Annotated in this window: 26 protein-coding genes; 12 read left to right on the plus strand and 14 right to left on the minus strand. The window is 72.0% G+C overall.

The features are described from left to right. Window positions 1-126 precede the first annotated feature (126 nt). Window positions 127-858, minus strand: a complete 732-nt coding sequence (locus AB0L37_RS17630) for a glutamine amidotransferase (RefSeq protein ID WP_365505498.1) — start codon at window positions 856-858, stop codon at window positions 127-129. 41 nt (window positions 859-899) lie between these two features. Further along, on the minus strand, window positions 900-2,138 hold the full coding sequence (locus tag AB0L37_RS17635; RefSeq protein ID WP_365505501.1) for a MurT ligase domain-containing protein: 1,239 nt from the start codon (window positions 2,136-2,138) through the stop codon (window positions 900-902). A 140-nt stretch (window positions 2,139-2,278) separates the two neighbouring features. Here AB0L37_RS17635 and def point away from each other — a divergent pair, with 140 nt between their 5' ends. Next, window positions 2,279-2,821: a peptide deformylase gene (def, locus tag AB0L37_RS17640; RefSeq protein WP_365505504.1), complete on the plus strand. Its 543-nt coding sequence runs from the start codon at window positions 2,279-2,281 to the stop codon at window positions 2,819-2,821. A 9-nt stretch (window positions 2,822-2,830) separates the two neighbouring features. Here def and AB0L37_RS17645 read toward each other — a convergent pair whose 3' ends face one another. Beyond that, the gene (locus AB0L37_RS17645) at window positions 2,831-3,484 is read right to left on the minus strand and encodes a TetR family transcriptional regulator (RefSeq protein ID WP_365505507.1); all 654 of its coding nucleotides are present in this window, start codon (window positions 3,482-3,484) and stop codon (window positions 2,831-2,833) included. Window positions 3,485-3,646: 162 nt separating this feature from the next. Here AB0L37_RS17645 and AB0L37_RS17650 point away from each other — a divergent pair, with 162 nt between their 5' ends. Further along, window positions 3,647-4,873: an acyl-CoA dehydrogenase family protein gene (locus AB0L37_RS17650; RefSeq protein ID WP_365505510.1), complete on the plus strand. Its 1,227-nt coding sequence runs from the start codon at window positions 3,647-3,649 to the stop codon at window positions 4,871-4,873. Between the two features lie 16 nt (window positions 4,874-4,889). Here the strand turns inward: AB0L37_RS17650 and AB0L37_RS17655 are convergent, their stop codons facing one another. The 5 genes from AB0L37_RS17655 to AB0L37_RS17675 all read right to left on the minus strand — a co-directional run bounded on the left by AB0L37_RS17655 (window position 4,890) and on the right by AB0L37_RS17675 (window position 12,020). After that, window positions 4,890-5,426, minus strand: a complete 537-nt coding sequence (locus tag AB0L37_RS17655; RefSeq protein ID WP_365505513.1) for a cupin domain-containing protein — start codon at window positions 5,424-5,426, stop codon at window positions 4,890-4,892. Beyond that, complete coding sequence (locus AB0L37_RS17660) at window positions 5,423-6,643, minus strand: cytochrome P450 (protein WP_365505516.1); 1,221 nt, start codon at window positions 6,641-6,643, stop codon at window positions 5,423-5,425. Before AB0L37_RS17660 ends, AB0L37_RS17655 begins: the two co-directional genes overlap by 4 nt. Next, window positions 6,640-7,722, minus strand: a complete 1,083-nt coding sequence (locus AB0L37_RS17665; RefSeq protein ID WP_365505519.1) for a type III polyketide synthase — start codon at window positions 7,720-7,722, stop codon at window positions 6,640-6,642. Before AB0L37_RS17665 ends, AB0L37_RS17660 begins: the two co-directional genes overlap by 4 nt. Window positions 7,723-7,857: 135 nt before the next feature. Beyond that, window positions 7,858-9,153 (minus strand): SWF or SNF family helicase, encoded by a 1,296-nt coding sequence (locus tag AB0L37_RS17670; RefSeq protein WP_365505665.1) that lies wholly within the window; start codon window positions 9,151-9,153, stop codon window positions 7,858-7,860. 71 nt (window positions 9,154-9,224) lie between these two features. After that, on the minus strand, window positions 9,225-12,020 hold the full coding sequence (locus tag AB0L37_RS17675; protein WP_365505522.1) for a DEAD/DEAH box helicase: 2,796 nt from the start codon (window positions 12,018-12,020) through the stop codon (window positions 9,225-9,227). A 346-nt stretch (window positions 12,021-12,366) separates the two neighbouring features. Between AB0L37_RS17675 and AB0L37_RS17680 the strand changes: the two genes are divergently transcribed. Together AB0L37_RS17680 and AB0L37_RS17685 are read left to right on the plus strand one after the other, a co-directional pair. After that, window positions 12,367-13,434 (plus strand): acyl-CoA desaturase, encoded by a 1,068-nt coding sequence (locus AB0L37_RS17680; protein ID WP_365505525.1) that lies wholly within the window; start codon window positions 12,367-12,369, stop codon window positions 13,432-13,434. 137 nt (window positions 13,435-13,571) lie between these two features. Further along, a complete protein-coding gene (locus AB0L37_RS17685; RefSeq protein WP_365505528.1) occupies window positions 13,572-13,754 on the plus strand; it encodes a hypothetical protein in 183 nt (60 codons plus the stop codon). 33 nt (window positions 13,755-13,787) lie between these two features. Here the strand turns inward: AB0L37_RS17685 and AB0L37_RS17690 are convergent, their stop codons facing one another. The 3 genes from AB0L37_RS17690 to AB0L37_RS17700 all read right to left on the minus strand — a co-directional run bounded on the left by AB0L37_RS17690 (window position 13,788) and on the right by AB0L37_RS17700 (window position 15,816). Then, the gene (locus tag AB0L37_RS17690) at window positions 13,788-14,648 is read right to left on the minus strand and encodes a hypothetical protein (RefSeq protein ID WP_365505530.1); all 861 of its coding nucleotides are present in this window, start codon (window positions 14,646-14,648) and stop codon (window positions 13,788-13,790) included. 160 nt (window positions 14,649-14,808) lie between these two features. Beyond that, the gene (locus tag AB0L37_RS17695) at window positions 14,809-15,147 is read right to left on the minus strand and encodes a hypothetical protein (protein WP_365505533.1); all 339 of its coding nucleotides are present in this window, start codon (window positions 15,145-15,147) and stop codon (window positions 14,809-14,811) included. Between the two features lie 135 nt (window positions 15,148-15,282). Further along, a complete protein-coding gene (locus tag AB0L37_RS17700) occupies window positions 15,283-15,816 on the minus strand; it encodes a PadR family transcriptional regulator (RefSeq protein WP_365505668.1) in 534 nt (177 codons plus the stop codon). A 123-nt stretch (window positions 15,817-15,939) separates the two neighbouring features. On the opposite strand from AB0L37_RS17700, the gene AB0L37_RS17705 reads away from it, so the two are divergent. Continuing rightward, a complete protein-coding gene (locus tag AB0L37_RS17705) occupies window positions 15,940-16,692 on the plus strand; it encodes an alpha/beta hydrolase (RefSeq protein WP_365505536.1) in 753 nt (250 codons plus the stop codon). A 34-nt stretch (window positions 16,693-16,726) separates the two neighbouring features. Here AB0L37_RS17705 and AB0L37_RS17710 read toward each other — a convergent pair whose 3' ends face one another. Beyond that, window positions 16,727-17,326, minus strand: coding sequence for a methyltransferase domain-containing protein (locus tag AB0L37_RS17710; RefSeq protein ID WP_365505539.1), 600 nt, complete (start codon window positions 17,324-17,326; stop codon window positions 16,727-16,729). Between the two features lie 217 nt (window positions 17,327-17,543). Between AB0L37_RS17710 and AB0L37_RS17715 the strand changes: the two genes are divergently transcribed. From AB0L37_RS17715 to AB0L37_RS17735, 5 genes are all read left to right on the plus strand, one after another. After that, on the plus strand, window positions 17,544-18,317 hold the full coding sequence (locus AB0L37_RS17715) for an MHYT domain-containing protein (protein WP_365505542.1): 774 nt from the start codon (window positions 17,544-17,546) through the stop codon (window positions 18,315-18,317). A 70-nt stretch (window positions 18,318-18,387) separates the two neighbouring features. After that, window positions 18,388-20,895 carry a nitrate- and nitrite sensing domain-containing protein gene (locus AB0L37_RS17720; protein ID WP_365505545.1) on the plus strand — a complete coding sequence of 836 codons (2,508 nt, stop codon included), beginning with the start codon at window positions 18,388-18,390 and terminating at the stop codon, window positions 20,893-20,895. Beyond that, window positions 20,892-21,329 carry a roadblock/LC7 domain-containing protein gene (locus AB0L37_RS17725; protein ID WP_365505546.1) on the plus strand — a complete coding sequence of 146 codons (438 nt, stop codon included), beginning with the start codon at window positions 20,892-20,894 and terminating at the stop codon, window positions 21,327-21,329. Before AB0L37_RS17720 ends, AB0L37_RS17725 begins: the two co-directional genes overlap by 4 nt. A gap of 16 nt (window positions 21,330-21,345) precedes the next feature. Beyond that, on the plus strand, window positions 21,346-21,855 hold the full coding sequence (locus AB0L37_RS17730) for a DUF742 domain-containing protein (RefSeq protein ID WP_365505549.1): 510 nt from the start codon (window positions 21,346-21,348) through the stop codon (window positions 21,853-21,855). Then, window positions 21,836-22,441, plus strand: a complete 606-nt coding sequence (locus tag AB0L37_RS17735) for an ATP/GTP-binding protein (protein WP_365505551.1) — start codon at window positions 21,836-21,838, stop codon at window positions 22,439-22,441. Before AB0L37_RS17730 ends, AB0L37_RS17735 begins: the two co-directional genes overlap by 20 nt. A gap of 11 nt (window positions 22,442-22,452) precedes the next feature. Here the strand turns inward: AB0L37_RS17735 and AB0L37_RS17740 are convergent, their stop codons facing one another. Further along, window positions 22,453-22,881, minus strand: a complete 429-nt coding sequence (locus tag AB0L37_RS17740; protein ID WP_365505554.1) for a PPOX class F420-dependent oxidoreductase — start codon at window positions 22,879-22,881, stop codon at window positions 22,453-22,455. A 118-nt stretch (window positions 22,882-22,999) separates the two neighbouring features. Here AB0L37_RS17740 and AB0L37_RS17745 point away from each other — a divergent pair, with 118 nt between their 5' ends. Together AB0L37_RS17745 and AB0L37_RS17750 are read left to right on the plus strand one after the other, a co-directional pair. Beyond that, window positions 23,000-23,413, plus strand: a complete 414-nt coding sequence (locus AB0L37_RS17745) for a roadblock/LC7 domain-containing protein (RefSeq protein ID WP_365505557.1) — start codon at window positions 23,000-23,002, stop codon at window positions 23,411-23,413. A 165-nt stretch (window positions 23,414-23,578) separates the two neighbouring features. Then, window positions 23,579-24,463 carry a DUF6397 family protein gene (locus AB0L37_RS17750; RefSeq protein WP_365505559.1) on the plus strand — a complete coding sequence of 295 codons (885 nt, stop codon included), beginning with the start codon at window positions 23,579-23,581 and terminating at the stop codon, window positions 24,461-24,463. 21 nt (window positions 24,464-24,484) lie between these two features. On the opposite strand, the gene AB0L37_RS17755 is transcribed toward AB0L37_RS17750, so the two are convergent. Continuing rightward, window positions 24,485-25,357: an acyl-CoA thioesterase II gene (locus tag AB0L37_RS17755; RefSeq protein ID WP_365505562.1), complete on the minus strand. Its 873-nt coding sequence runs from the start codon at window positions 25,355-25,357 to the stop codon at window positions 24,485-24,487. Window positions 25,358-25,413: the final 56 nt, after the last annotated feature.

Here is a 25,413-nt window from a genome sequence, read left to right on the forward strand (position 1 = left end):
CACGTCGTCCGGCTGGATCCCCCGTACCTTATCGGCGCACGGGGGGCCGTCCGTAAGGGGCGTCCGCCAGCTGGACACGCCCGCTCATATGGGCGCGAGAGCGCCCCGAAGGGTCCGCGAAAAGGATCAGGCGGGCTGGGCGGTCGCGGCAGCGATCCGCTCGTCGCGCAGCGCGTCGTACCAGCGGTCGTCGACCGGAGGCAGCGCGTTCACATCGAGCGCCAGCTTCAGGAGCAGGTCGGCGATCAGCGGGTTACGGGCCAGCACGGGGCCGTGCATGTACGTGCCGAACACCGTGTCGTTGAAGGCGCCTTCGGTGCCGTCACCGGTGCCGTTGCCCTTGCCGAGGCGGGTGCGGGCGAACGGGCGCGCCGAGGGGCCGAGGTGCGTGATGCCCTGGTGGTTCTCGAACCCGGTCAGCGGCGGCAGGCCCAACTGCGGGTCGATGTCGGCCAGTACGTCACCGACGCACCGCTCGCCCTCGCCGCGCGTCGAGATGACGTCGAGCAGGCCGAGACCGGGCTCGCGCTCACCGAGGTCGTTGATGAACTCGTGGCCGAGGATCTGGTAGCCGGCGCACACGGAGAACACGATCGCCCCGTTGCCCACCGCGCGCTGGAGGCCGCCGTCGCGGCGCAGCCGCTCCGCCGCCAGGCGCTGCGGCCGGTCCTCGCCGCCGCCGATCAGGTAGATGTCGCCGGAGGTGGGCACCGGCTGGTCGCTGCGCACGTCGTAGCGCTCGACCTGGAGGCGGCGCTGACGCGCGCGGCGCTCCACCACCAGCGCGTTGCCCTGGTCGCCGTAGGTGCTCAGCAGGTCGGGGTAGACCCACACGAGACGCAGGCTGCTGTCGCTCATGCTCATGATCCTTAAGAGGCTTCCTGGTCGTATGGCTCGGGTCAGTTGCCCACGCGGCGGCGGACGTCCTGGAAGGCGGTGTAGTTGGCGATCAGCTCGATGCGTCCGGGCGGGGAGATCTGCACCGCCTCGTCGAGCGTCTCGCAGACCCGGAACTCCAGGCCGGCGACCTCGAGCCGGACCGCCAGGTCGAGCTTGCGGTCGCCGATCACGCAGATCGGGTGCCCGGCGAGCCGCGTGTAGTCGACGTCCCACAGCCAGGAGGTGTCGGTGCCGTCCGCACCGCGCGCGTTCACCGAAAGGATCACCGGGGTCGGCGGCGGGTCGATCAGAGTGAACGTTTCGAGCCAGCCCGCGGGGTTCTTGGCGAGCAGCAGGCGCAGGTCCCGGTTCTGGAACTGCACGACGTCGTAGCGGCCGGCCACGGCCTGCACCTGGTACATGCGCTCCAGGGCGACCTGCGGCGGCACGCCGAAGCAGGCGGCGACGGCGGCCGAGGTGGCCGCGTTCGCCTTGTTGGCGCGGCCCGGCAGCTGGAGGTGGATCGGCCAGGCGGAGCCGTGCGGGTCCAGGACGTAGTCGCCCTGCAGCGCCCAGCTCGCGGTCGGGCGGCGGAAGCCGCACTCGCCGCAGAACCAGTCGTCGCCGGGGCGCTGCATCACGCCGCCGCACGCCGGGCAGGACCAGGCGTCGTCCTTCCACTCCTGGCCCGCGGCGACCCACACCACGTTCGGCGAGGAGGAGGCGGCCCACACGATGAGCGGGTCGTCGGCGTTCGCGATCACGATGGACTTCGAGCCGGCCAGGCCCTCGCGCCACTTCTCGGCGAGCATGCGGGTCTCGGCGGCGCGGTCGAGCTGGTCGCGCGAGAGGTTGAGCAGCGCGATCGCCTTGGGGTCCGTGTCACGGGCGACGCCGGCGAGGTACTTCTCGTCGACCTCGATGACACCGAACTTCGCGTCCGAGCCGCCGGCCAGCGCGGAGGTGATGCCCGCCGGCATGTTCGCGCCCAGCGCGTTGGAGACGACGGGGCCGCTGGCGCGCAGGGCCTCGGCGATCAGACGCGTGGTCGTCGTCTTGCCGTTCGTGGCGGAGACGAGCACCACGTCCAGGTGCTGGGCGAGCCGTCCGAGCAGCTCGGGGTCGAGCCTGAGCGCGACCTTGCCGCCGATCACCGAACCGCTGCCGCGTCCCGCCGCGCGCGACACCGCGGCCGCTGCCTTGCCGGCCGTCACGGCCAGCTTGGCCCGCGGAGTCATCGACTCCGAGTTGGCTGCCATCTTCCTGGGTCCTCCTTGCGTACGGCGCCGCGCCTGCCCCCGGCATCGTTTCGGCCTCAGCCTATCGAGAAGCTCTGACAAGCCCGAACTGCGGCACCACCTGCGAATCGGGGTGCTCACCGGACCGTACCCTTACGGCCATGCGACACGGCTCGATCCCGGGCGCCTCAGGGCGCGTACGACCCCTGACCCTGCTCGGCGACCCCGTGCTCCACCAACCGTGCGCGGACGTCACGGACTTCGGCCCTGCGCTCGCGCGGCTGGTCGAGGACATGTTCGCCACGATGTACGCGGCTCAGGGCGTCGGCCTCGCGGCCAACCAGGTGGGCGAGGCGCTGCGGGTCTTCGTCTACGACTGCGAGGACGACGACGATGTGCGGCACGTCGGGCACGTCGTCAACCCGCGTCTCGTGGAGGCGGACGGCGCCGTGATCCGCGGTCCCGAGGGCTGTCTGTCGCTGCCGGGCCTGGAGGCGGGCACACCGCGCTTCGACCACGCGCGCGTGGAGGGGCAGGACCTGCACGGCGAATCCGTGGTCGTCCACGGCACGGGATGGTTCGCGCGCTGCCTCCAGCACGAGTGCGACCACGTGGAGGGGCGTACGTACACGGACCGGGTCACGGGGTGGCGCCGGCGCCGGGTGCTGCGTCAGGCGGCGCGGGCGCCGTGGGCGGAGCGGTAGCCGCGCGTCTCAGAACGCCGGGCCGCCGGCCTTGTCGCCGGCCGCGGCGAGCCGCCCCCACAGGAGGTCGGCGAGTCCCCGCACCAACTCGGCGCGCGTGCACGGCCGGTCGCCGAGCCACCAGTCGCCCGCGGCGTGCATCATCCCGACGATCCCGTGGCCCCACACGCGCGCGAGCTGCTGGCTCGCGGGCCCGAGGTCCACACGCTCCTCGATGACCTCGGCCAGGTCCTCGCCCATGCGCCGCAGCAGCGGAGCGGAGTGCCGGCCGACGTCGAACCCGGAGTCGCCGGGGGAGCCCTCCGCCGGATGCATCAGGAACCGGTAGACCTGCGGCCTGGCTTCGATCGCCGCGAGGTAGGTGTCCAGCGTGGCCTCCACGCGCTCACGCCGCTCGGCGGGCGCGTCGAGAGCGGCCCGCAGGGAAGCGAGCAGCGCGTCCGTGTGGCGCGTGGCGAGGGCCGCGTACAGGCCGCCCTTGTCGCCGAAGTGCCGGTAGAGGATCGGCTTGGTGATCCCGGCCTCGGCCGCGATCGCGTTCATCGACGCACCCGGGCCGTCCCGGAGCACCACGCGGTCCGCGGCCTCGAGCAGCTCACGCCGCCGGCGCTCGGCGGCGGACTGCTGATCCGCGCGCTGCTCGGTCCGCTGTGTGGTCTCCATGAGGTCTCCCCGCCCGTGCGATTGCTTGACGCACGCGAAAGGTAACACCCGATGGCCGGGCGGTATCGAACGCGTACTCGGAGGTTGACATCGCCTACTGGCCAGTAACAGACTCTCGTTACCGCAAGTAACATATGCAGTGCACGCAGCCCTGGAGGGGTTATGGCCGAGTTCACCATGGATCTCAACGACGAGCAGAAGGAAGTCCGTGACTGGCTTCACGGATTTGCCGCCGATGTGATCCGCCCCGCGGCCGCCGAGTGGGACGAGCGCGAGGAGACCCCCTGGCCGGTCATCCAGGAAGCGGCCAAGCTCGGAATCTACTCCCTCGACTTCTATGCGCAGCAGTTCTTCGACCCGACCGGTCTCGGTATTCCGATGGCCATGGAGGAGCTGTTCTGGGGTGACGCGGGCATCGCGCTGTCGATCGTCGGCACGGGCCTCGCCGCGGTCGGCGTCCTCGCCAACGGCACCGAGGAGCAGATAGGGACCTGGATCCCGCAGATGTACGGCGACGTGAACGACGTGAAGGTGGCCGCCTTCTGCTCCTCCGAGCCGGACGCCGGGTCCGACGTCGCCGCCATGCGCACACGTGCCGTGTACGACGAGGCCAAGGACGAGTGGGTCCTCAACGGCACCAAGACGTGGGCGACGAACGGCGGCATCGCCAACGTCCACGTCGTCGTCGCCTCCATCGACCCGGAACTCGGCTCGAAGGGGCACGCCTCCTTCATCGTGCCGCCGAACACCCCGGGCCTGACCCAGGGGCAGAAGTTCAAGAAGCACGGCATCCGCGCCTCGCACACCGCCGAGGTCGTCCTGGAGAACGTCCGGGTCCCCGGCTCCTGCCTGCTCGGCGGCAAGGACAAGCTCGACGAGCGGCTCGCCCGCGCGCGTGAGAAGGCCGCCAAGGGCGGCGAGCGCGTGAAGAACGCCGCCATGGCCACCTTCGAGGCGTCGCGTCCGGCGGTCGGCGCCATGGCCGTGGGCACCGCCCGCGCCGCCTACGAAGAGGCGCTGGAGTACGCCAAGACGCGGGAGCAGTTCGGCCGCCCGATCATCGACAACCAGGGCGTCGCCTTCCAGCTGGCCGACATGCGCACCCAGATCGACGCCGCGCGTCTTCTGGTGTGGCGCGCCTCCTGGATGGCGACGACGGGCAAGAAGTTCGAGAACGCCGAGGGCTCCATGTCCAAGCTGTTCGCGAGCGAGACCGCCAAGAAGGTCACCGCACAGGCGATCCAGATCCTCGGGGGCAACGGCTTCACGCGGGAGTACCCGGTGGAGCGCATGCACCGCGACGCGGCGATCTACACGATCTTCGAGGGCACGAGCGAGATCCAGCGGCTGGTCATCGCCCGCACTCTCTCCGGGATGCCGATCCGCTAGCCGGCCGGCCGCTGCGTCACGGCGTGCCGTGGCGCAGCGGCGTCAGCTGCTCGATGTCGTAGCGGGAGCGGAGTTCCTCGATGGCCGCGTGGTCCGGGGGCCCGTCCGCGGAGAGGATCTCCAGGAGCTCCTCGAAGTACCGCTCGTGGTCCGGCGGGGGAGAGGCCTGGAAGAACATCTTCGCCGGGGCCTTCGTCGGGTTGGCGAACGCGTGCGGGCAGCCAGGAGGCACCACGATCACCGTCCCCGGAGTCGCCCGTACGACCCTGTTGCCCGAAAGCGACTGCCAGCGCTGCCAGTTGTCCGCCGTGCGCACGCGCGGCTCGAAGGCCAGCACGTCGAGCTCGCCTTCAAGGACGTAGAACAACTCCTCGCTTCGTGTGTGCACATGGGCGCCCACGTCGAAGCCCGGGGGCACCACGACCTCGAAGCTCGACGCGATGCGCGAGTGGTCGCCGGTGACCTTGAAGGTGACCTGTTGGGCCGCCGTGTGGACCGTGCGGCCGTGTCCCGGCGGCACCAGGAGCCCTTCCGAAGGTGTCAGCGCGGTCATCCGGACGCCGACCAGGTGACCGGCATGGCCTCGGGGCCGCGGATCAAGGCGCCCTTGCGGAACGGGACCTGATCGGCGGGCACCGCGAGACGCAGATCGGTGAAGCGGTCGAGCAGGGCGCCCACCAGGAGCTCCGACTCGAGCCGCGCCAGCATGCCGCCCACGCAGTAGTGCGGGCCGAAGCCGAAGGAGACGTGCGGGTTCGGGGAGCGGTCGAAGTCGATGCGGTCGGGGTCGGGGAACACGTCGGGGTCCCGGTTGGCCGCAAGGTAGGACACGTACACGGGATCGCCCTCGCTGATCCGCACCCCCGCGACGTCGACGTCCTCCAGGGCGATACGGGACAGGCCGACCGCGCTGCGGTGCGGGATGTAGCGCAACAGCTCGTCGATGGCCTGCGGGCGCAGGGCCGGCTCGGCGCGCAGCCGGTCGGCGAGGTCCGGGCGGGTCAGCAGGAGGTAGACCATGTTGCCGCAGTTGTTCGTCACGGCTTCGCCGCCGATCTGGACGAGCACCGCGAGGCCGACCGCCTCGTCCTTGGTGAGCTCGCCTGCGCCGACCGACGTGCCCAGCAAGGAGGCCACGTCCTCGCCCGATCCGTCGTCGCGAGCGCGGATCAGGTCCGCGAAGTACGCCGACATCTCGTTCTTGGCGCGCTCGCTGACCTCGGCGCCGTGCGCGGAGGACAGGATCAGCTGCGTCCAGGTGTGCATCAGCTGCCGGTCGTCCGCGGGCACCCCCATCAGTTCGCAGATCACGGCGATCGGGAAGGGCACGAGGAGGCGCTCGGTGAGGTCGGCCGGCGGCCCTTCGCGCAGGATGCCGGTGACCAGGCCGTCGAGGAGATCCTGGGCTCCGGCCCGCAGCCGCTCCACACCGCGCGCGGTGAACGCCGCCGCGACCGAGCGGCGCAGCCGCGTGTGGTCCGGCGGATCGGCGAAGCCGACGGCGCCCGCCTGCGGGATGAAGTGCGGCGCCAGACGCGTGACATGCCGGCCCACGACGGCCTCGCGGCTGAAGCGGGAGTCGTTGGTCACCGCGCGCACGTCGTCGTAGCGCGTCACCAGCCAGGCCCAGCCCTCACCGTTCGGCAGCTGGATCCGGGTCACGGGCCCCTCGTCCATCAGCCGGGCGAGGACCGGGTCGAAGTCGACCCCGTGAAGGTCCAGGGCGGGCCACTGGCGGACCGGCGGCCTCGTGGTGGTGTCCTCCGTCATACGGTGGCCTCCGCGAGCCCTGAGCGGTCGTCCGGACGGCTCCACCGGCCCAGTGCCATCTCGGCGGTGATGCCGGGACCGAACCCGGCGAGGAGACCCCGCGCGGAGTCCTGCGCCCCGCCCTCGTCGAACAGCCGGCGCAGCGCGTCGAGGACGACGGCGCTGGCGATGTTGCCGTACTCGGTGAGCGTGGCCCTGCTGAACCGGAAGGCGTCCGGCGGGACTTGGAGGAACTTGCTCAGGTCGTCCAGGATGCGCGGACCGCCCGCATGAATGATGTAGAAGTCCAGCTCGGAAGCGTTCCAGCCGTGGTGCCCTGCCAGCGCCTGAAGGGCCGGCGCGAGGGGCTCCATCGTGGTCGGCACCCGCTTGTCGAGCATGAAGTGGAACCCGGTGGCGCGGACGTCGTACGCGATCCAGTCCTCGGTCTTCGGGATCAGGTACGAGCCGTTGCGCTCCAGGGTGATGCCCGTGCCGCCCCGCCCGCGGACCACCGCCGCGGCGACGCCGTCGCCGAAGAGGCCGTTCGACAGGAGCGAGCCGACGCCCAGGTCGGTGGGCTGGTAGCACAGCGAGCAGAACTCGCAGGCCACGATCAGAGCGTTCGCCTCCGGGTAGGCGGTGCAGAAGTCGTGCGCCCGGTTCACCGCCGCGCCGCCCGCGGCACAGCCCAGCTGGGCTATCGGAAGCTGGCGGGTGTCGCTGGAGAAGTCCATCGCGTTGATCAGCCACGCGGTCAGCGACGGCATCATGAAGCCGGTGCACGACACGTAGATGATCACGTCGATGTCGGTCGTCCGCAGGCCCGCGTCGTCGAGCGCGCGCCGCACCACGGCAGGCACCCTGGCCTTGGCCTCCGCTTCGTAGAGCGCGTTGCGCTCCGCGAAACCCGGGTGCTTCAGGGTCTCCTCGATGGGCTGCACCATGTGCCGTGTCCGCACGCCCGTGTTCTCGATCAGTCGCAGGGCGAGCGGGAGTTGCGGGTGGTCGGCATGGTGCGCGCGTGCGAGATCGAGCGTCTCCTCCATGGTGATCACATGTTCCGGCACGGAGACAGCGGGTCTGCACAAAGTCGCCATGAGCCTGCGCCTTCTGGTCGCCCCCCGGCTGAAGGCCTCCCTGGTTGAGGGGAGGTCCACCCACGATCGCCCGCCGCGCGCCGTTCGTCCCGTCGGACTACTCCATGCCGGTCGCGCGGCAGTGATCACGCGGGCCTACTCCTCGCCGGTCCGCAGCGCCGTGGCGAGCGCGGACGCAGGGTCCGATGCGGCCGGTCCTGCCGGGGCCCAGCGGCCCCGTTCCTTGCGGTACGGCCACCAGCGGCCGTCCCGGCCCAGGCGCAGCTGGGCGGGTGAGCCGGAGACGGTCCAGCGGCCACGGGCGGCTTTGAAGGCGGGGCGCTCGTCGTCGTCCCAGGCCGCTGCCAGGGCGGCACGCGCGCGTGCCGCCGCCTGCGCGTCGGGCGTCCACTCCTCCTCCAGGACGGCGAGCGCGACCGCCCCGCCGTGCTCCCAGGCGCGCACGGCGAGCGCCAGACCCTCGGTGTCCCGGCCCGAACCCTCGGCGAGCCGCGCGGCGATGTGCCGCTGCGGGCCGGCCGCGGCCAGCCGTACGGCGTCCTGCCCGACCGCCAACTCCGGCCGGGGAGCGCGCCGGCCGTGATCCGCGCTCAGCGCCTCCGCGAGCAGGCCGTGCGCCTCGACGGCAGCCTGAGCGGCCAGGAACTCGAGCGCCGCGGCGTCCGTGCCCGCGGGGGCCGGTGTCTCCGTGTCCAGGGACGGCGGCAGACCGGGCTCCGCGGGCAGCTCGGGCGGGCCCGGCAGCGGCGGCAGCACGAGGGCCGACGCGTACGCCTCCGCCGCGTCCACGCCCTCGGCCTCCCGCGGTGGCGCGGCGACCGGCTCCGCGCGGGCGGCGCTGCGCACCTGAAGCTCGTCGAGCAGGGCGTGCTCACCGCGTCCGCGCAGCAGGAGCAGCACGAACGGATCCTGGTCGAGCAGTCGGGCCAGCTGATAACTCAGGGCCGCCGTGTGCGCGCAGTGGTCCCACGCGTCGCAGTCGCAGCGCGGCTCCAAGTCGCCGATGCCCGGCAGGAGTTCGACGCCGGCCGCGGCGGCGTCCTCCACCAGGTGCGGCGGCATGTCGCGGTCGAGCAGCGCCGCGATGTGCCCCGCCCGCTCCACGGCCATCCCCAGGAACCGGTCCCAGTCCTCCTCGCCGAGCCGGTGCAGCAGGACGTCCGAGCGGTGCGGGACGCCTCGGTCCTCGACCACGGCGGTGATCCGCCCCGGGCGCACGGACACCGCGCCCACCGCACCCGCGCGCGCGAGCCTGCGCCCGGCCTTGAGCTGGGACAGCTCCAGGGCGGTGTCCTCCAGAGCCTTCAGCCAGGCCTGCCCCCACCAGGTCTGCGCGAAGCCGCGCCCGTGTGCGGGGGGCAGCGCCGCGAACGTACGCTCCTGCGCGGCGTGCTCGTCCGTATGCTCCTCGCTCCCGTGCTCGTCATACATGTCGCGTTCCGCATCCATGTCGCGTTCCGCTTCGCCGTCCATGTCACTGCCCATGTCGCTGTACATGTCGCTCATCGGGCGCCCCCTCGCAGCTCGACCAGATCGGCCAGTTCGGCATCGGTCAGTTCGGTCAGCGCGGCCTCGCCCGAGCCGAGGACCGCGTCGGCCAACTCCCTTTTGCGCAGCAGCATCTCGGCGATGCGGTCCTCGATCGTGCCCTCCGCGATCAGCCGGTGCACCTGGACGGGGCGGGTCTGTCCGATGCGGTACGCGCGGTCGGTGGCCTGCGCCTCCACGGCCGGGTTCCACCAGCGGTCGTAGTGCACGACGTGCTCGGCGCGCGTGAGGTTGAGGCCGGTGCCCGCCGCCTTCAAGGAGAGCAGGAAGACCGGCACCTCCCCGTCCTGGAAGCGCTGCACCATGGCTTCGCGCTTCGGGACCGGTGTACCTCCGTGGAGGAACTGCGTCGCGATGCCTCGGGCCGCCAGGTGGCTCTCCACCAGGCGCGCCATCTGGACGTACTGCGTGAAGACCAGGACGCTCGCGTCCTCCGCCAGGATCGTGTCCAGGAGTTCGTCGAGCAGCTCCAGCTTTCCGGAGCGGCCGGCGATGCGCGGCTTGTCCTCCTTCAAGTACTGCGCCGGGTGGTTGCAGATCTGCTTGAGGGCGGTCAGGAGCTTGACGATCAGGCCGCGGCGCTCGAACCCGTCCGCCCCGGCGATCTCCGCCAACGTCTCGCGCACCACGGCTTCGTAGAGCCCTGTCTGCTCCTTGGTGAGCGACACCGCGCGGTCGGTCTCGGTCTTGGGCGGCAGCTCGGGCGCGATGCCCGGGTCCGACTTGCGGCGGCGCAGCAGGAAGGGCCCCACCAGCTTGGCGAGCCGCTGCGCCGCGGCCGGGTCCTTGCCGCCCTCGACGGCCTGGGCGTAGCGCGTGCGGAACGTGCCGAGCTTGCCGAGCAGCCCCGGTGTGGTCCAGTCGAGGATCGCCCAGAGCTCGGAGAGGTTGTTCTCCACGGGGGTGCCGGTGAGGGCCACGCGTGCGCGGGCGCCGATGGTCCGCAGTTCCTTGGCCGTCGCCGAGTACGGGTTCTTCACGTGCTGCGCCTCGTCGGTGACCACCATCCCCCAGGTCACGGAGGTGAGTTGGGGCGCGTCCAGGCGCATCGTGCCGTACGTCGTCAGCACGAACTCGCCGTCGGCCACGTCCTCCAGGGAGCGGCGGCCGCCGTGGAAGCGGCGCACGGGGGTGCCCGGGGCGAACTTCTCGATCTCGCGCTGCCAGTTGCCCATGAGGGACGTCGGGCACACCACGAGCGTGGGCCCCGCGGTCTGCGGCGTCTCCTGCCGGTGCAGATGCAGCGCGATCAGCGTGATGGTCTTGCCGAGGCCCATGTCGTCGGCGAGGCAGGCGCCGAGGCCCAGGGACGTCATCCGGGCCAGCCAGTTCAGGCCGCGCAGCTGGTAATCGCGCAGATCGGCGGCGAGCGCGTCCGGCTGCCCGACGGGGTCCATGCCCTCGGGGTCCGCGAGGCGGTCCCTGAGCTCCGCCAGCCAGCCCGTGGGACGCACCTCGACCCGGCGGCCGTCCACCTCCGTGGAGCCTGTCAGAACGGCGCTCAGCGCGTCGACCGGGGTCACCTTGCGGTCCTGGTGGGTACGGGCGCGCCGGGCCTCGGCCGGATCGACGAGGACCCACTGGTCGCGCAGCCGCACCACCGGGCGGCTGGCCTCGGCGAGCTGCTCCAGCTCCGCGCGGCTCAACTCCTGCTCGCCGAGGGCGAACCGCCAGTCGAACGCCAGCAGCGCGTCCGCGGACAGGAACGACGGGGCGTCGGACGCGAGCTTGTCGGGGCCCTCGTGGTCGGGCGGGCCGATCACCGCGCGTGCCGTGAACTTCCGGGCCAGTTCCCGCGGCCAGTGCACCTCGACACCGGCCGCGGACAGCGCCCGTGCGCCCTCCCCGAGCAGATCGGTGATCTCCTCGTCGGCGAGCTCGACCGCGTCCGGGACCGTGGCCGACAGCAAGGGCGTCAGCGGCGTCCAGGCCCGCGCCGCGCGCCGCAGCGCCAGCAGCGCGTCCATCCGGGCCCGCGACCCGAAGGCCCTGCCGGAGGCGCCGGAGCCGGCCCACACCTCGGCCGCGTCCGCGACCAGGGCGGGGTCGCTGACGCTGTGCATTTGCAGCACCGCGCGGAAGGGGAGCCGGGTCTCGTCCTCCGTGACCTGCGCGAGCCCGGGCACCTCGACGCGCAGTGAGATGCGCACTCCCGCGTCGTGCCCGGCGGCCACATCGGCCGCCCACGGGCGCAGTTCGGGCACCTGCCGCGGCGCCCCGGCCGCGAAGGCCTCAGAGCCCGCGGCGAGCGTCGCGGCCGGCGAGCGGGGCAGGGAGTCGGCCACCGCGTCCAGGAAGGCCCGCACCAACCGCTCCGGGGTGTGCAGTCGCGGCGGCTCATGGCCGTCCAGCGGCACGGCGTGCGCCTCGGGCGGCATCGCGGCGGCCAGCTCCCGCACCCGTTCGACGTCCTCGGGGCGCAGCGGCCCGGCCCGCCAGGCGTCGTGGTCGCCGTCGCTGACACCGGGCAACAGGAGCCCGCGCGCGGCGAGTTGGAGGGCGAGCAGCGCGGCCGTGCCCCAGAAGGCCGTCGTGGCGTCGGCCTGCTCCGCGCCGCGCGCGCGGGTGAGCACCGGCAGCGCGGACCGCACGGGCAGCGTGACGGCGGGCACCGTCACCAGTTCCACGCCGCCATCGCCGGGCAGTGCCAGGGGCAGCTGGACGCGGGTGCCGGCCGCGGGCAGGGGCGGCTCGTCCTCGTCGGGCCGCCAGAAGGCGACGGTGGAGGTGCGCGCCGGGTCGCCGGGCACGAAGACGGCGCAGCAGCGGGAGAGTTCGGTCGTCTCGGAGGGGGTGGGTGCGGGGTGCGTGTACTCGGAGATGGCGTCGTCCTCGTATTCATCAAATTTGACTACTCGCCCTGGAGGCGCCGAGGGTACACCGCCCGAGCCGCCTGCCGGGCGACTCCTGGTAGTGATCCGGGTCACCTGACCCTTAAGGGTGCAGCTAGCCCCCCTCCGGCGGCGGGGTTACCCCCTGGGGTGCTCGGGTGGTGGCGCCATGGCTGATCAAGGGCCGTGATCCGTAGGTTTTTCGAGGACGGGCCGGTGTGCGGTCCGCGCCCCCATCTCGCCCTCCACAGACCGGAGATCCGCCATGTCCTTGGCCGTCGGAGCCGCACCGGACCACGTCGAAGCCGCCTCCGCGCGGCGGCTCCCGCCCGAAGCGGGCAGCGAGTTCACGCCGCTGCTGCGTGCGGTCAAGGGACAGGGGCTGCTCGGCCGGCGCACCGGCTGGTACGTGCGCACCATCGTGGTCCACGGTCTCTGCCTGGCGGGGGTCGTCACGGGAATGGCGCTCATCGGCGGCTCCTGGTGGGTGCTGGCCCTCGCCCCGGTCCTCGCCGTCCTGTGCGCACGTACGGCGTTCATCGGTCACGACGCGGGCCACGCGCAGATCACCGCCAACCGCTCCGTCAGCCGCCTCATCGGCCTGATCCACGGCAACCTGCTCCTCGGGATGAGTTGCGCGTGGTGGAACGACAAACACAGCCGTCACCACGCCAACCCGAACCACATCGAGAAGGACCCCGACGTCGCCGCCGACGTCCTCGTCTTCACCAGTGAGCAGGCCGCCACCCGCGTCGGCTTCCGCGGCTGGCTCACCCGCCATCAGGCATGGCTGTTCTTCCCTCTCACCCTGCTCGAAGGCCTCGCCCTCAAGGTCTACGGATTCCAGGACCTGCGCCGCCAGTCCGGGCGCGAGCGCCTGGTGGAGGGCGCCTTCCTGGTCGCCCACGTGGCCGGCTACGTCGCTTTGTTGCTGCTCACCATGCCGCTGTCGCACGCCCTCGTGTTCGCCGCGCTCCACCAGGCTCTGTTCGGGTTGCACCTGGGCATGGCGTTCGCGCCCAACCACAAGGGCATGGAGATGCCCGACCCCGACGGCGACAAGTGGGGCCACCTGCGGCGCCAGGTCCTCACCTCGCGCAACATCAAGGGCGGCGTACTGACCGACTGGTTCCTCGGCGGCCTCAACTACCAGATCGAGCACCACCTGTTCCCGAGCATGCCCCGCCCCCACCTCCGGCTCGCACAGTCCCTGGTGAAGGCCCACTGCCGCGATCTCGGCATCCCCTTCGTGGAGACCGGGCTCGTCGACTCCTACCGCCAGGCCCTGCGGCACATGTATGAAGTGGGGGAGCCGCTGCGGGCCGACATCTGACGTGCGCGGGCACGCGATCTCAGGGACTTCTCAGGGTCGCGTGCCGGAACCGTGGACGTCACGAGCCCGTTTCTCACTGAAGAGGCGGGCCCGCTCCACTCAGCCGAGGGCGAGCCGCCCCAAAGGAGGCCACACACATGTCGAGGAACGCGAAGATCGCCGCGGGAGGCGTGGCTGCCGGGATCATCCTGCTGATCTGGCTGCCGTGGTGGGCGGCCCTGCTCATCGTGCTGGGCGTGCCCACCGCGGCCTACCTGACGCTCGACCCCTCCCAGCGGCGCAGGCTGCGCCGGGTCACGCGCAAGGAGATCGGCCGGTGACACCGGGTCGACTCACGAGGTCCGCACCGAGGTTCAGGCCGGACGCACGGCCATCTTGTCGAGCGCTTCCAGGAGGCTCGGCAGTTCGGCGCCGCGGCCGACCGGAAGCACCTCGCCCGGTTCGTCGTCGAGCAGGATGAAGGCGATGTCGTCCGTCCGCGCCACCATCGACCATCCCGGGCCGTCGGCCCGCAGCGTGCGGGCGTCGCCCGAGGCGAAGGCGGAGCGCACGCGGCCCAGCGGCGGGGGAGTGTCCACGTAGGCGCGCGCTTCGCTCAGGACGCGCCGGATGCGCGTACGGGGACTGCGCGCCGCCCCCTCGTCCTGACCGGCCTCGCCGTCCTCGTCCCCCTCGGTGCTCGCGTCGCCGTCCGGCCGCCCGTCGGCGAACTGGGAGTCGTCGATCTGATCGCGCCACGCTGCCCACTGGAGGGCTATCTCGTCCGCTCCCAGGCGTCGTTGGGCCGGCCCCCACGTCTCCGTGTCGGGCGGGCTCAGCGGCGGCACGTCGTCCGTCTCGGCATCCGGCTCCGGGTCGTGCGGTGCCGGCACGCCCGGCGCGGAGACGGCGAGGGCGAGCGGCCAGCCCGGGAGTGCGGCGACCATGCTGCTCTCGTCCGGGGACAGGTCGTACTCCATGCCGCAGTCCCAGGAGGCGATCGCCACGGCGACCAGCGACACGTCGTCGACGACCACGGTCCAGCGCGCGCCCTGCGCGTCCTGCCCGAGCACCAGGCCGTACCCGTCCGCGAGCGGCGCGAGCCCCAGGGCGGAGCAGGCCTCCGGATAGTCGTCGCCGAGCACGCTGGGGAACTTGGCGGGGGTCAGCAGCACCGCCGTCAGTACGTACAGCGCGTCGTCCCCGGCGGCGACGTCGTCGTCCGTCCCGGCCATGCCAGCCTCCCCTGAGCTTCGTTCCGTCGGCGTGACCTTAGTCAGTCACTGACGATGTCGTACAGGGGCGATGACCAGGAAAACTCGGCGTCCCGCAGCCGGTCGGCGTCGCACGTGGAGGGGTTGTCGACATCCCGTGCCCACTTTGTGCGCGCGTCCGTCAGGCGGCGGGCAGGCCCAGCAGCCGGCGTGCGACCACGCGCGGGGGCTCGTCCCGCTCGCGCGCGAGGGCGATGAGCGCCCGGCACGCCAACTCGTTGACCCCGAACACGAGGGCGCTCGGCTCCACCCAGCCCGCGGCCTCGTCGATGCGCTCCTGATCGTCCTCCACGCACGCGGCCACGTACGTGGCCGCCGCCTCGAAGAGGTTGTGCGCCCGCCGCTCGCCGGCCGGACGCGGCGCCTCGTGTGCGGAACGTTCCCCTTCGCGCAGCCGCTCCTCGCGCCCTGCGACCTTCTTGCGCCAGGTGTTCCATGACTTACGGACTCTGTCGAACATGCGCCACCGTCCCCCTGTCGGCCACCCGTAGTCGTCGTCCCCGCGACGCCCTTGTTCCCCCAACGTGCCTCATGTGCCGTGGAGTTGAACCAATGGTGACAGAAGAGGGCCGCCGCGACCCCGGATCGGAGTGGCTCAACAGCCCTCCGGCTCCAGGTCCTTGAGGGTGGCGCGCAGCCAGGTGAGCTCGGCCCGGCTGGTGGCCCGCGCGATGGTGAGGATGCCCCGCCGGAACGGGTCGTCCAACTCCTCGGCCCGCAGCGGTCGTTCGCCCTCGTAGAAGAAGCTCGCCGGCTCCTCCAGGAAGTCGAGCCGGCGTCGCAGGACGTCGGCCTGCTCCTCGGGGTCCTCCAGGTGCCGCAGGAAGGCCAGCACGGTGAACCAGCGGTTCTCGTCGGTGATGTCGGACCGGGCGGGCTCCCGCAGCCTGTGGCGCAGCTCCGCGCGTCCCTCGGCGGTGAGGCTCAGGACGTGCCGCGGTGCCGCCACGGTGCCGGGCTGAGTCTGGCGCGCGAGCAGGCCTGCCTTCTCCAGGCGCTTGATCGCCGGATACAGGGTGCTCTCGGCGACGGGCCGGACGTGTCCGGTGAGTGCGGTGATGCGCTTGCGCAGCTCATAGCCGTGCAGAGGGGTGCCGTAGAGGAAGCCGAGGATGGCGAGTTCGAGCATGGCGCCATTGTGGCGTATGACGACGTTCTCGTTGTACATCGTTGACGTAGTACTACGGTGACGATGTATTGTCGCGCCGAGGCCCTGTCCGGGCCCGCCCGGAAAGTCAACAAGGAGGACGCCATGCGGGAGACGCCGTTCGACGTGCGGGGAAACTGCATCCGCTGGACCGAGACGGCAGGCGACGGACCGGCCCGGGTCTACGTCCATGGCCTCGGCTCGGCCTCGACGGTGTACCACGCGCACATAGCCGCTCGGCCCGAACTGGCCGGTCGGCGCACGCTGTTCGTGGACCTGCCGGGCCACGGCATCAGCGACCGTCCCGCCGACTTCGACTACCGCCTGGAGAGCCACGCCGACGCGCTGGCCGCGGTGCTGGACGCGGCGGGGGTGGGCGGAGCGGAGATCGTCGGGCACAGCATGGGCGGCGCCGTGGCGATCGTGCTCGCACACCGCCGGGGCGACCTCGTCTCACGCCTCGTCGTCACGGAGGGGAACCTCGATCCGCATCCGGACATCCATGCGGGCAGCAGCGGAATCGCGTCCTACGAAGAAGCCGCGTACGTCTCCGGTGGCGGCCACGCGCGCGTGCTCGAGAAGGTGGGCCCGCTGTGGGCGGCGACCATGCGGCTCGCCGATCCCCTCGCCCTGCACCGCAGCGCGACCGCGCTGGTGCGCGGCACCGAGCCCACGATGCGGCGCATGCTGGAGGGTCTGACGATCGAGCGGATGTACCTCCAAGGAGCCCGCAGCGGTGAACTCGCCGGAAAGGACGGCCTGGTGGCCGCGGGTGTGCGCGTCATCGAGGTGCCCGACGCGGGGCACAACGTCATGTTCGACAACCCGGACGCCTTCGTGGCCGCCGTCGCCGCCTAGCGGCGCGGCCCGGCAGGCGACCGGCCGGGGCGGCTCAGCTCTCGCGCCGCGCCAGCGCCAGGAAGCGCTCGTCCTCGTCCACGTACGACGTCACGCGCCAGCCCGCACCGGCGAGCAGCGGGCGCAGATTGTGCTCGGCCCGCAGGTCGTCCGGGGTGAGCCGGCGCCCGTGGCGCGCCGCGAGGGCCGCGCGGCCGATCGGGTGGAAGAGGGCCAGCAGGCCGCCCGGGCGCACGACGCGCGCCAATTCGGCGAGGTTCTCCGCCGGTCGCGGCAGGTGAGAGATGAGGCCCGCGCCGAACACCGCGTCCAACACCCCTGTACGCAGCGGCAGTCGGGCCACGTCGGCGAGCAGCAACTGCCCGTCGCGGTCCCGGCCCGCCCGTACCGCCGCCGTCAGCATCGCCGGGGTCAGATCGGCGCCGAGCACCACGCCCGAAGGTCCCACGGCCGCCCTCAGTGCGGGCAGTGCCCGGCCCGTGCCGCACCCCGCGTCCAGCACGCGGCTGCCGGGAAGGAGCCCCAGGGCGTCCACCGCCGTGGCGTAGGCCGGGCCGTCGTCGGGGAAGCGGGCGTCCCAGTCGTCGGCGCGAGCCGTGAAGAACTCCTGCACACGCGTGGCGTCATCGCTCATGCGCTCCATGATTGCGCAGCGCGCCGACCGGCGGCGCCACCCGAGTGGGGGACGTCTGGTCGAAAGGTCCCCATCGGAACCGAAAGCATCGCATGCGCGTGCGGTGCACACGTTCGACCCTGACGCGATCGTTCAGACGTGTATCTCTGTCATATTCCAACAGCTTTCGAAATGCGCCCCCATTGCGCGCCCCCACCGCGACTAGCGTCCCTGAGCCATGGGACACCTGGACCACGCCACCTTCGGCTGGCTTACCCCCGTGCTGTCGTACGTGATGGCCTGCATCGGAGCCGCGCTCGGCCTGCGCTGCACCGTGCGCGCCCTGTCCGCCACGGGACGGGCCCGCCGCAACTGGCTCATCACCGCGGCCTCCGCCATCGGTACGGGCATCTGGACGATGCACTTCGTCGCGATGCTCGGCTTCAGCGTGACGGGGACCGAGATCCGCTACAACGTGCCGCTGACCATCCTCAGTCTGGTCGTCGCGGTGGCCGTCGTCGGCACCGGCGTGTTCGCCGTCGGCTACAGCCGCGACCGCGGTCGCGCGCTCGCCCTCGGCGGGCTCACCACCGGCCTCGGGGTCGCCAGCATGCACTACCTGGGCATGGCCGCCCTGCGCCTGCACGGCCACGTCCGCTACGACCCCGTACTCGTCGCCCTGTCCGTGGTGATCGCCGTCGTCGCGGCGACCGCCGCTCTGTGGGCCGGGCTCAACATTAAGTCGCCGGCGGCCGTCGCCGTCGCCTCCCTCGTCATGGGCGGCGCCGTCAGCAGCATGCACTACACCGGAATGATCGCGGTCAGCGTGAAGGTGACGCCCTCGCCGGTGACGTTGCCCGGCGCGACGGCGATGCAGTTCATCTTCCCGCTCGCCGTAGGACTCGGCTCCTACCTCTTCCTGACCTCGGCGTTCGTCGCACTGTCCCCGACCGCGGACGAGCGGGAGGCCACCGCCTCGGCCCAGCAGCCGCTGGAGAGCCTGTCCCGTTGACGCCGTCGGCACCGCCGACGACATCCCGACGGACCCGCCGCGTTCCCGCCCCAGACCGATCGAGGAGGCCATGCGCCCGCCCCGCAGAACTCCCCACTCAGGCCCGCCGCAGATATCCGAGTCCCCGGCCCGCGGACGGCGCGCGCACGCGGGGCCGCCCGCCGACGAGGACGCCATGGATGACGCGGCCCCGGCCGCGGGCGCGCCGCCCGCGCGCGCAGGGCGCCGCGGCCTGCGCCCCCGTACCGTCCGCGCGAAGATCGTCTCGCTCCTCATGGTGCCCGTCGTGTCACTGCTCGCCCTGTGGGCCTACGCCACCGTGAGCACCGCTCAGGACGTCGCACGGCTGCGGCAGGTGCAGCGCGTCGACGAGGCGGTGCGCGAGCCCGTGGCCGCCGCCGTCGCCGCTCTTCAGGCGGAGCGCATCGCGGCCGTCGACTACGCGACCGATCCAGCGCCGAACCGGAGCGACGACCTCAAGGGCCTCGCCGCCGTGACCGACCGCGCGGTCGAGCGGCTGCGCCTCGGCAGGAACAACACGGTCGCGGACGGCGCGGACCTGCCGCGCGGTGTGGCGGGCCGGCTCACCGGCTTCGTCACGAGCGCCGAGCGGCTGCGGACCGTGCGCACGGCCGTACTGGAGCGCCGCGCGGGCTGGGACACCGCCTACGGGCAGTACACGAAGACCCTCGGCAGCGCCTTCTCCGTGAGCGGGTCGCTGACCGGCATCCAGGACTCCGAACTCGGCTCCGACGCGCGCGTCCTGCTGGAGTTCGGGCGCTCCGCCGAGATGCTCTCCCGCGAGGACGCGCTGCTGTCCAGCGCTCATCTCGCCGGAACCCTGGACGACGAACGGCTGCGCCTGTTCACCGGCGCCGTCGACACCCGCAGGACCCTCGGCGACACGGCCGCCACCGACCTGCGCGGACCCGAACGAGCCGCCTGGAACCACCTCGTGGAGGGGAGCGCGTACGCCACCGTGCGCGCCGTCGAGGACCGGACGCTCATCGCACCACCGGGCCGCAAGGCCCTCGCCGCGGCATCCGCCGGGGCGTGGGACACGGCGCACGCGACCGTGCAGGACGGGATGCGCACCATCGAGACGGACGCGGCGCGCAGCGCCGCGGACCGCGCCGACCCGTTCGGCCGCGGGCTGCTCACGCCCGCGGGAGCGGCCGTCCTGCTCGGCCTCGCCGCCGTGGCCGCCTCGCTGGTGATCTCCGTGCGGATCGGCCGCGGCCTCGTCGTCGAGCTCGTCAGTCTGCGCAACACCGCGCTGGAGATCGCCCGCCGCAAACTCCCGCAGGCCATGCGGAAGTTGCGGGCCGGAGAGGAGATCGACGTCCAGGCCGAGGCCCCCCAGGGGCCTCCCGCGGAGGACGAGACGGGGCAGGTCTCCGAGGCCCTCACCACGGTCCACCGGGCCGCCCTGCGGGCCGCTGTGGAGCGCGCCGAGCTCGCCAGCGGCATCTCCGGGGTCTTCGTCAACCTCGCCCGCCGCAGCCAGGTGCTCGTCCACCGCCAACTCGGCCTCCTGGACAGCATGGAGCGCCGCGCCGACGACCCCAACGAACTGGGGGACCTCTTCCGGCTCGACCACCTCACCACCCGCATGCGGCGCCACGCGGAGAGCCTGATCATCCTCTCCGGCGCCGCGCCGGGCCGCGCCTGGCGGATGCCCGTACCGCTCACGAACGTCGTACGGGCCGCGGTCTCCGAGATCGAGGACTACGCGCGCGTGGAGGTACGCCAGCTCACGGACGCCGACGTCACGGGCACCGCGGTCGCCGACCTCACCCACCTGCTCGCTGAACTCGTCGAGAACGCCGCCCAGTTCTCTCCGCCGCACACCAAGGTGCGCATCAGCGGCGAACCGGTCGGCAACGGATACGCGATCGAGATCGAGGACCGCGGCCTCGGCATGGGCAAGGAGACCCTCGCCGACGCGAACAACCGCATCGACCACTCCGAGGCACTCGACCTGTTCGACAGCGACCGGCTCGGCCTCTTCGTGGTGAGCAGGCTCGCCAACCGCCACGAGATCAAGGTGCATCTGCGTACGTCGCCCTACGGAGGCACCACCGCCGTCGTCCTGCTGCCCAAGGCCCTGCTGCACAAGGACAGCGCCCCGGCGGCACCGAGCGACGAGCGCCACCGACCGCCCGAAGAAGAGCGCCGCTACGCGCGCGTGCCCGAGCCCGAAGCAGCGCACATGAACGGCAACCCCGTCCCCGCACCGACACCCCGCCCCGCTCTCGCCCCCTCCCGGGGCCCCGATCCCGAGGAGTCGGAGCAGCACCCGCCCGGTGTCACCGCGCTGCGCCTGCGCAGGCCGCCGGCCGAGGAGAGCGACGAGGAGCCCCCCGGCGACGGGCTGCCGCGCCGCGTACGCCAGGCCAGCCTCGCTCCCCAGCTGCGGGAGCGCCCCGACGAACAGGTCTCATCCGCGCGCGTCCCGGATCCGGGCGACCGCACCCCCGAACAGGTCCGGGCCCGTATGACGTCCTTCCGGGACGGCTGGGTCAGAGGCGGCGGACGGCCGCCCGGCAGCGACAGCACTGAAGGAGATCGCACATGATCAAGGAACCGACCACGGGCACGGCCCACGGCTCCGGCGAACTCGACTGGCTTCTCGACGACCTGGTGCTGCGCGTGACCGAACTGCGGCACGCCGTCGTCCTGTCCAACGACGGCCTCGCTGTCGGAGCGTCCAGCGGCCTCGGCCGCGAGGACGCCGAACACCTGGCCGCGGTCGCCTCCGGCTTCAACAGCCTCGCCAAGGGCACCGGGCGGCACTTCGGAACCGGCGCGGTCCGCCAGACCATGGTCGAGATGGACGACGGGTTCCTCTTCGTGGCCGCCGCGGGCGACGGCTCCTGCCTCGCCGTCCTGAGCACCGTCACCGCCGACATCGGGCTCGTCGCGTACGAGATGGCCCGCCTGGTGAAGAGGGTCGGCGAGCACCTCTACACGCCGTCGAGGTTCGTCGGCCATCCACCCACGGCAGGCTGACGGAACGGCCGGCGCCATGAATGACGACAGGTTCGCAGAAACGTACCGGTACCGGGAGACGCACGCCTACGAAAGCGATGCGTTCCGAACCGGTGACCACGCAGGCGACTACAGACGCGACGAAAAGCGCGGCAGCCCCGAGGACCAGGGCAGCCAGTGGTTCGACAACGAGGCGGGGCCGCTGGTCCGCCCCTATGCGATGACCGGCGGACGCACCACGGCGGGCCCTCAGGGAGCGCGCTTCGACCTGATCGCCCTCGTGTCCCTCGACGCCGCCGCGCCCGCCGCCCACGACGACACCGCCCTCGGCCCCGAGCACCGGTCGATCATCGAACTGTGCCGCGTCGAGACCCAGACGGTCGCCGAACTCGCCGCCGGCACCGATCTGCCCGTGGGCGTGGTCCGGGTGCTCCTCGGCGACCTGTTGGAACTGGGCTGCGTCAAGGTCAGCAGGCCGGTGCCGCCCGCACAGCTACCGGACGAGAAGATCCTGAGAGAAGTCATCGATGGCCTCCGAGCACTCTGAAGCCACCGCCGGCGGCACCTCCGCCCTGGCGCTGAAGATTCTGGTCGCGGGCGGATTCGGGGTGGGCAAGACCACCCTGGTCGGCGCGGTCAGCGAGATCAGGCCGCTGCGCACCGAGGAACAGCTCAGCGAACTGGGCCAGTCCGTGGACGACACGGCGGCCGTGGAACGCAAGACGACCACGACCGTCGCCATGGACTTCGGCCGCATCACCATCAGGTCGGGTCTGTCGCTCTACTTGTTCGGAACACCGGGCCAGGACCGTTTCTGGTTCCTGTGGGACGAGTTGTCGCAGGGGTCGCTCGGTGCCGTCGTCCTCGCGGACACCCGAAGGCTCGAGGACTGCTTCCCCGCCGTGGACTACTTCGAGCACCGGCGCATCCCGTTCGTCGTGGCGGTCAACTGCTTCACGGGCGCCAGGGCGTACGGAGCGAACGATGTGGCACGGGCCCTCGACCTCGACCGCGGGACCCCCGTGGTGCTGTGCGACGCCCGCGACAAGGACTCGGGGAAGGAGGTACTGATCAGGCTGGTCGAGTACGCCGGGCGGATGCACACCGCCCGGCTGCTCGACTCCGTCGGCTGAGGCGGCCCGCCTCAGCCGGCCAGGTCGCCCATCGCCACGACCTTCTCGACCCGTACGCGGACGAGGAGTTCACCCGGCACGCCGTTGCGCCGGCCGAACTCCTCGGCGCGGTCGGCCCCCATGTAGCGGCCGCCGATCCGGGTGGCCGAGTCCAGCAACTCGGCCGGGTCCTCGCTGATCTCGGCGCGGCCCTGGATCGTCACGAACGAGAAGGGCGGCCGCTCGTCGTCGACGCAGAGCGCGACGCGTCCGTCGCGTGCGAGATTGCGGCCCTTGACCGTGTCCTTACCGGTGTTGAACACGATGTCGTCGCCGTCGAGGACGAACCAGACGGGTGCGATGTGCGGGCTCCCGTCGGCCCGCACGGTGGACAGCTTGGCGGTGCGGGTCCCCTCGGAGACGAACGCCCGCCATTCCTCATCGGTCATCTTGTGTGCCATGGGTCCATCCTGCTTGCCCGGACGGCATGCGTGGGGAAGGCTTGCGAGTCAGATCCTCCGGGCAGGGGAGCGATCCCTTCCGGGGCGGGGAGCCACAGGGAAGCGGGGATGAAGGATCATGGGGCAGAACAGGGGACTCGACTGGCTGCTGGACGACCTGACGCAGCGCGTCGAGCACGTGCGGCACGCTCTGGTCCTGTCCAACGACGGTCTGGTGACCGGAGCGAGCACGAGCCTGCGGCGCGAGGACGCCGAGCACCTGGCCGCCGTCTCCTCCGGACTGCACAGCCTGGCCAAGGGGTCGGGCCGGCACTTCGGCGCCGGCGGCGTGCGGCAGACGATGGTCGAGTTCGACGAGGCGGTGCTCTTCGTCACCGCGGCCGGAGACGGCAGCTGCCTGTGCGTCCTCAGTTCGGCCGAGGCGGACATCGGCCAGGTCGCGTACGAGATGACGCTGCTCGTCAACCGGGTCGGTGAACACCTCGGCGTCGACGCACGCCAGCCCGAGCGCACTCCTGTCATCGACCTCTGACGCTCTGGTCTTGAGGTTCTGACCTGCGGATTTTCCGGACAGGGCAGAGTTATCCACAGGCTCGGACGGGGGGAGGTGAATCGGGCTACGGTTTTCCCGAGTGGTCACGGAGAGTGACTGCACGTCAGTGACCGACGGGGGAGAACCATCGTGCAAGGCGACATCATGACCAGGCCCCAGGGCGGCGCGGCCCGTGAACTGGGACTCAAGCGCGGCGAGTTCGAGCTCGCCGTACGACTGGGCCGCGTCCGTACCGTCGCGGCCGAGGACGGCGGCAGGCGCCGCGTCCCACGCGAGGAGATCGAGCGCCTCCGCGAGGCCGAGGGCTTCCCCGACACTCTGCGTGAACAGGTGCGGGTGGTCGGCACCGCGGAGGGCGCCGCGCTCATGGGCATCGCGACGACCCGCTTCACCCGGCTCGCCCGCGCCGGGATGCTGACTCCGGTCACGTTCTATCTCAACCGCTACCGCTCCCTGGTCTGGCTCTATCTCGCCCAGGAACTGAGGGAGTTCGCGGAGGCCGAGATCAACGCCCCGCTCCTGACAGGCCGTGCGCCGGACAAGGTTCGGGCGCGGCTCGACGCCGGGCAGGATCTGCGGCCGCGCACCTGGCGCGCCCGCCACGCCGGCTGCCTGCTCGGTCTGAGCCGCGATCCGTGGGAGCGGGCAGCCGCGATCACCACCCTCCTGGACCCGACCCAGATCGCCGAACTGGTCGAGAGTCCTTATGAGCGCAGCTACTTGCACCGGCTGCGGCCCGAGGAGTCCTGGTACGGCACGCCCGACTCACCCACCGCCCGCGCGGTGGAGCGGATCCTGATCGCCGAGGACCCGGCCGAGATCAGCTGGTTGCGGGCGAACCTGCTCCTGTGCCTGGCCGAGGCGCGACGGCTGCGCCCCGCGCCGCGACCTGAACCGGAAGCGCCCGCACCGGAGACCGCCCCCGACGCCGGCCCCGACCGCGAGCCAGAGCCGGAGAGCGAACCGGCCGCGGGGACCGCCGAACCCGCGCGAGGCCTGTGGGGCCGCCTGCTCGGCAGACGCGCCTGACCGTCCGAACCGCCGCGCCGCTCACCCCTCGAGCTTGCGGAACAGGCCCTCCTGCACCACCGACACCAGGAGGCGGCCCTCGATGTCGTAGATACGTCCACGGGCGAGCCCCCGGCCCCCCGTCGCGATCGGCGACTCCTGGTCGTAGAGGAACCACTCATCGGCACGGAAAGGACGGTGGAACCACATGGCGTGGTCGAGCGAGGCCATGTCGAAGCCGCGCGGGCCCCACAGCGGCTCGACCGGCAGACGCACCGCGTCGAGCAGCGTCATGTCGCTCGCGTACGTGAGGGCGCAGGTGTGCACGAGCGGATCGTCACCGAGCGGACTCACGGCGCGCATCCACACGGCGCTGCGCGGCTCGGCCGACTCGACCTCCTCCGGGGTCCAGCGCAGCCGGTCCACATAGCGGATGTCGAAGGGCTGACGCCGCGCCATGCGCTCCAACGCGTCCGGCAGCGCGCCCAGATGGCCCTTGATCTCCTCGGCGATGGTCGGCAGCGACTCCGGGTCCGGAACCTCGCGGGCCGGCGGCAACTGATGCTCGAAGGCCCCCTCTTCGGGCTTGTGGAAGGAGGCGGTGAGATTGAAGATCGTGCGACCCTGCTGCACGGCGGTGACCCGGCGTGTGGTGAACGAGCGGCCGTCGCGGACCCGTTCGACCTGGTACACGATGGGCACGCCCGGGCGGCCCGGGCGCAGGAAGTACGCGTGCAGCGAGTGCACGGGGCGGTCGCCGTCCGTGGTGCGGCCCGCCGCGACCAGGGCCTGGCCCGCGACCTGCCCGCCGAAGACGCGCTGCAAGGACTCGTCCGGGCTGAGGCCGCGGAAGATGTTGACCTCGATCCGCTCCAGGTCGAGCAGGTCGACGAGCCGCTCAGCAGGATTCGTCATGCGTGGATCTTTCTCGTGTGGGCGACCGGAAGGTGCCGGTGCGTGGACACGGCCGG

Source organism: Streptomyces sp. NPDC052225, from assembly GCF_040679615.1.
In the GTDB taxonomy this organism is placed as follows: Bacteria; Actinomycetota; Actinomycetes; order Streptomycetales; family Streptomycetaceae; genus Streptomyces.

What these genes read in the sequence shown, in the direction of transcription:
- AB0L37_RS17630 (WP_365505498.1), bottom strand. Translation starts at nt 858, where the DNA reads ATGAGCGACAGCAGCCTGCGTCTCGTGTGGGTCTACCCCGACCTGCTG.
- AB0L37_RS17635 (WP_365505501.1), bottom strand. Translation starts at nt 2,138, where the DNA reads ATGGCAGCCAACTCGGAGTCGATGACTCCGCGGGCCAAGCTGGCCGTG.
- def (WP_365505504.1), top strand. Translation starts at nt 2,279, where the DNA reads ATGCGACACGGCTCGATCCCGGGCGCCTCAGGGCGCGTACGACCCCTG.
- AB0L37_RS17645 (WP_365505507.1), bottom strand. Translation starts at nt 3,484, where the DNA reads ATGGAGACCACACAGCGGACCGAGCAGCGCGCGGATCAGCAGTCCGCC.
- AB0L37_RS17650 (WP_365505510.1), top strand. Translation starts at nt 3,647, where the DNA reads ATGGCCGAGTTCACCATGGATCTCAACGACGAGCAGAAGGAAGTCCGT.
- AB0L37_RS17655 (WP_365505513.1), bottom strand. Translation starts at nt 5,426, where the DNA reads ATGACCGCGCTGACACCTTCGGAAGGGCTCCTGGTGCCGCCGGGACAC.
- AB0L37_RS17660 (WP_365505516.1), bottom strand. Translation starts at nt 6,643, where the DNA reads ATGACGGAGGACACCACCACGAGGCCGCCGGTCCGCCAGTGGCCCGCC.
- AB0L37_RS17665 (WP_365505519.1), bottom strand. Translation starts at nt 7,722, where the DNA reads ATGGCGACTTTGTGCAGACCCGCTGTCTCCGTGCCGGAACATGTGATC.
- AB0L37_RS17670 (WP_365505665.1), bottom strand. Translation starts at nt 9,153, where the DNA reads ATGTATGACGAGCACGGGAGCGAGGAGCATACGGACGAGCACGCCGCG.
- AB0L37_RS17680 (WP_365505525.1), top strand. Translation starts at nt 12,367, where the DNA reads ATGTCCTTGGCCGTCGGAGCCGCACCGGACCACGTCGAAGCCGCCTCC.
- AB0L37_RS17685 (WP_365505528.1), top strand. Translation starts at nt 13,572, where the DNA reads ATGTCGAGGAACGCGAAGATCGCCGCGGGAGGCGTGGCTGCCGGGATC.
- AB0L37_RS17690 (WP_365505530.1), bottom strand. Translation starts at nt 14,648, where the DNA reads ATGGCCGGGACGGACGACGACGTCGCCGCCGGGGACGACGCGCTGTAC.
- AB0L37_RS17695 (WP_365505533.1), bottom strand. Translation starts at nt 15,147, where the DNA reads ATGTTCGACAGAGTCCGTAAGTCATGGAACACCTGGCGCAAGAAGGTC.
- AB0L37_RS17700 (WP_365505668.1), bottom strand. Translation starts at nt 15,816, where the DNA reads ATGCTCGAACTCGCCATCCTCGGCTTCCTCTACGGCACCCCTCTGCAC.
- AB0L37_RS17705 (WP_365505536.1), top strand. Translation starts at nt 15,940, where the DNA reads ATGCGGGAGACGCCGTTCGACGTGCGGGGAAACTGCATCCGCTGGACC.
- AB0L37_RS17710 (WP_365505539.1), bottom strand. Translation starts at nt 17,326, where the DNA reads ATGAGCGATGACGCCACGCGTGTGCAGGAGTTCTTCACGGCTCGCGCC.
- AB0L37_RS17715 (WP_365505542.1), top strand. Translation starts at nt 17,544, where the DNA reads ATGGGACACCTGGACCACGCCACCTTCGGCTGGCTTACCCCCGTGCTG.
- AB0L37_RS17720 (WP_365505545.1), top strand. Translation starts at nt 18,388, where the DNA reads ATGCGCCCGCCCCGCAGAACTCCCCACTCAGGCCCGCCGCAGATATCC.
- AB0L37_RS17725 (WP_365505546.1), top strand. Translation starts at nt 20,892, where the DNA reads ATGATCAAGGAACCGACCACGGGCACGGCCCACGGCTCCGGCGAACTC.
- AB0L37_RS17730 (WP_365505549.1), top strand. Translation starts at nt 21,346, where the DNA reads ATGAATGACGACAGGTTCGCAGAAACGTACCGGTACCGGGAGACGCAC.
- AB0L37_RS17735 (WP_365505551.1), top strand. Translation starts at nt 21,836, where the DNA reads ATGGCCTCCGAGCACTCTGAAGCCACCGCCGGCGGCACCTCCGCCCTG.
- AB0L37_RS17740 (WP_365505554.1), bottom strand. Translation starts at nt 22,881, where the DNA reads ATGGCACACAAGATGACCGATGAGGAATGGCGGGCGTTCGTCTCCGAG.
- AB0L37_RS17745 (WP_365505557.1), top strand. Translation starts at nt 23,000, where the DNA reads ATGGGGCAGAACAGGGGACTCGACTGGCTGCTGGACGACCTGACGCAG.
- AB0L37_RS17750 (WP_365505559.1), top strand. Translation starts at nt 23,579, where the DNA reads ATGACCAGGCCCCAGGGCGGCGCGGCCCGTGAACTGGGACTCAAGCGC.
- AB0L37_RS17755 (WP_365505562.1), bottom strand. Translation starts at nt 25,357, where the DNA reads ATGACGAATCCTGCTGAGCGGCTCGTCGACCTGCTCGACCTGGAGCGG.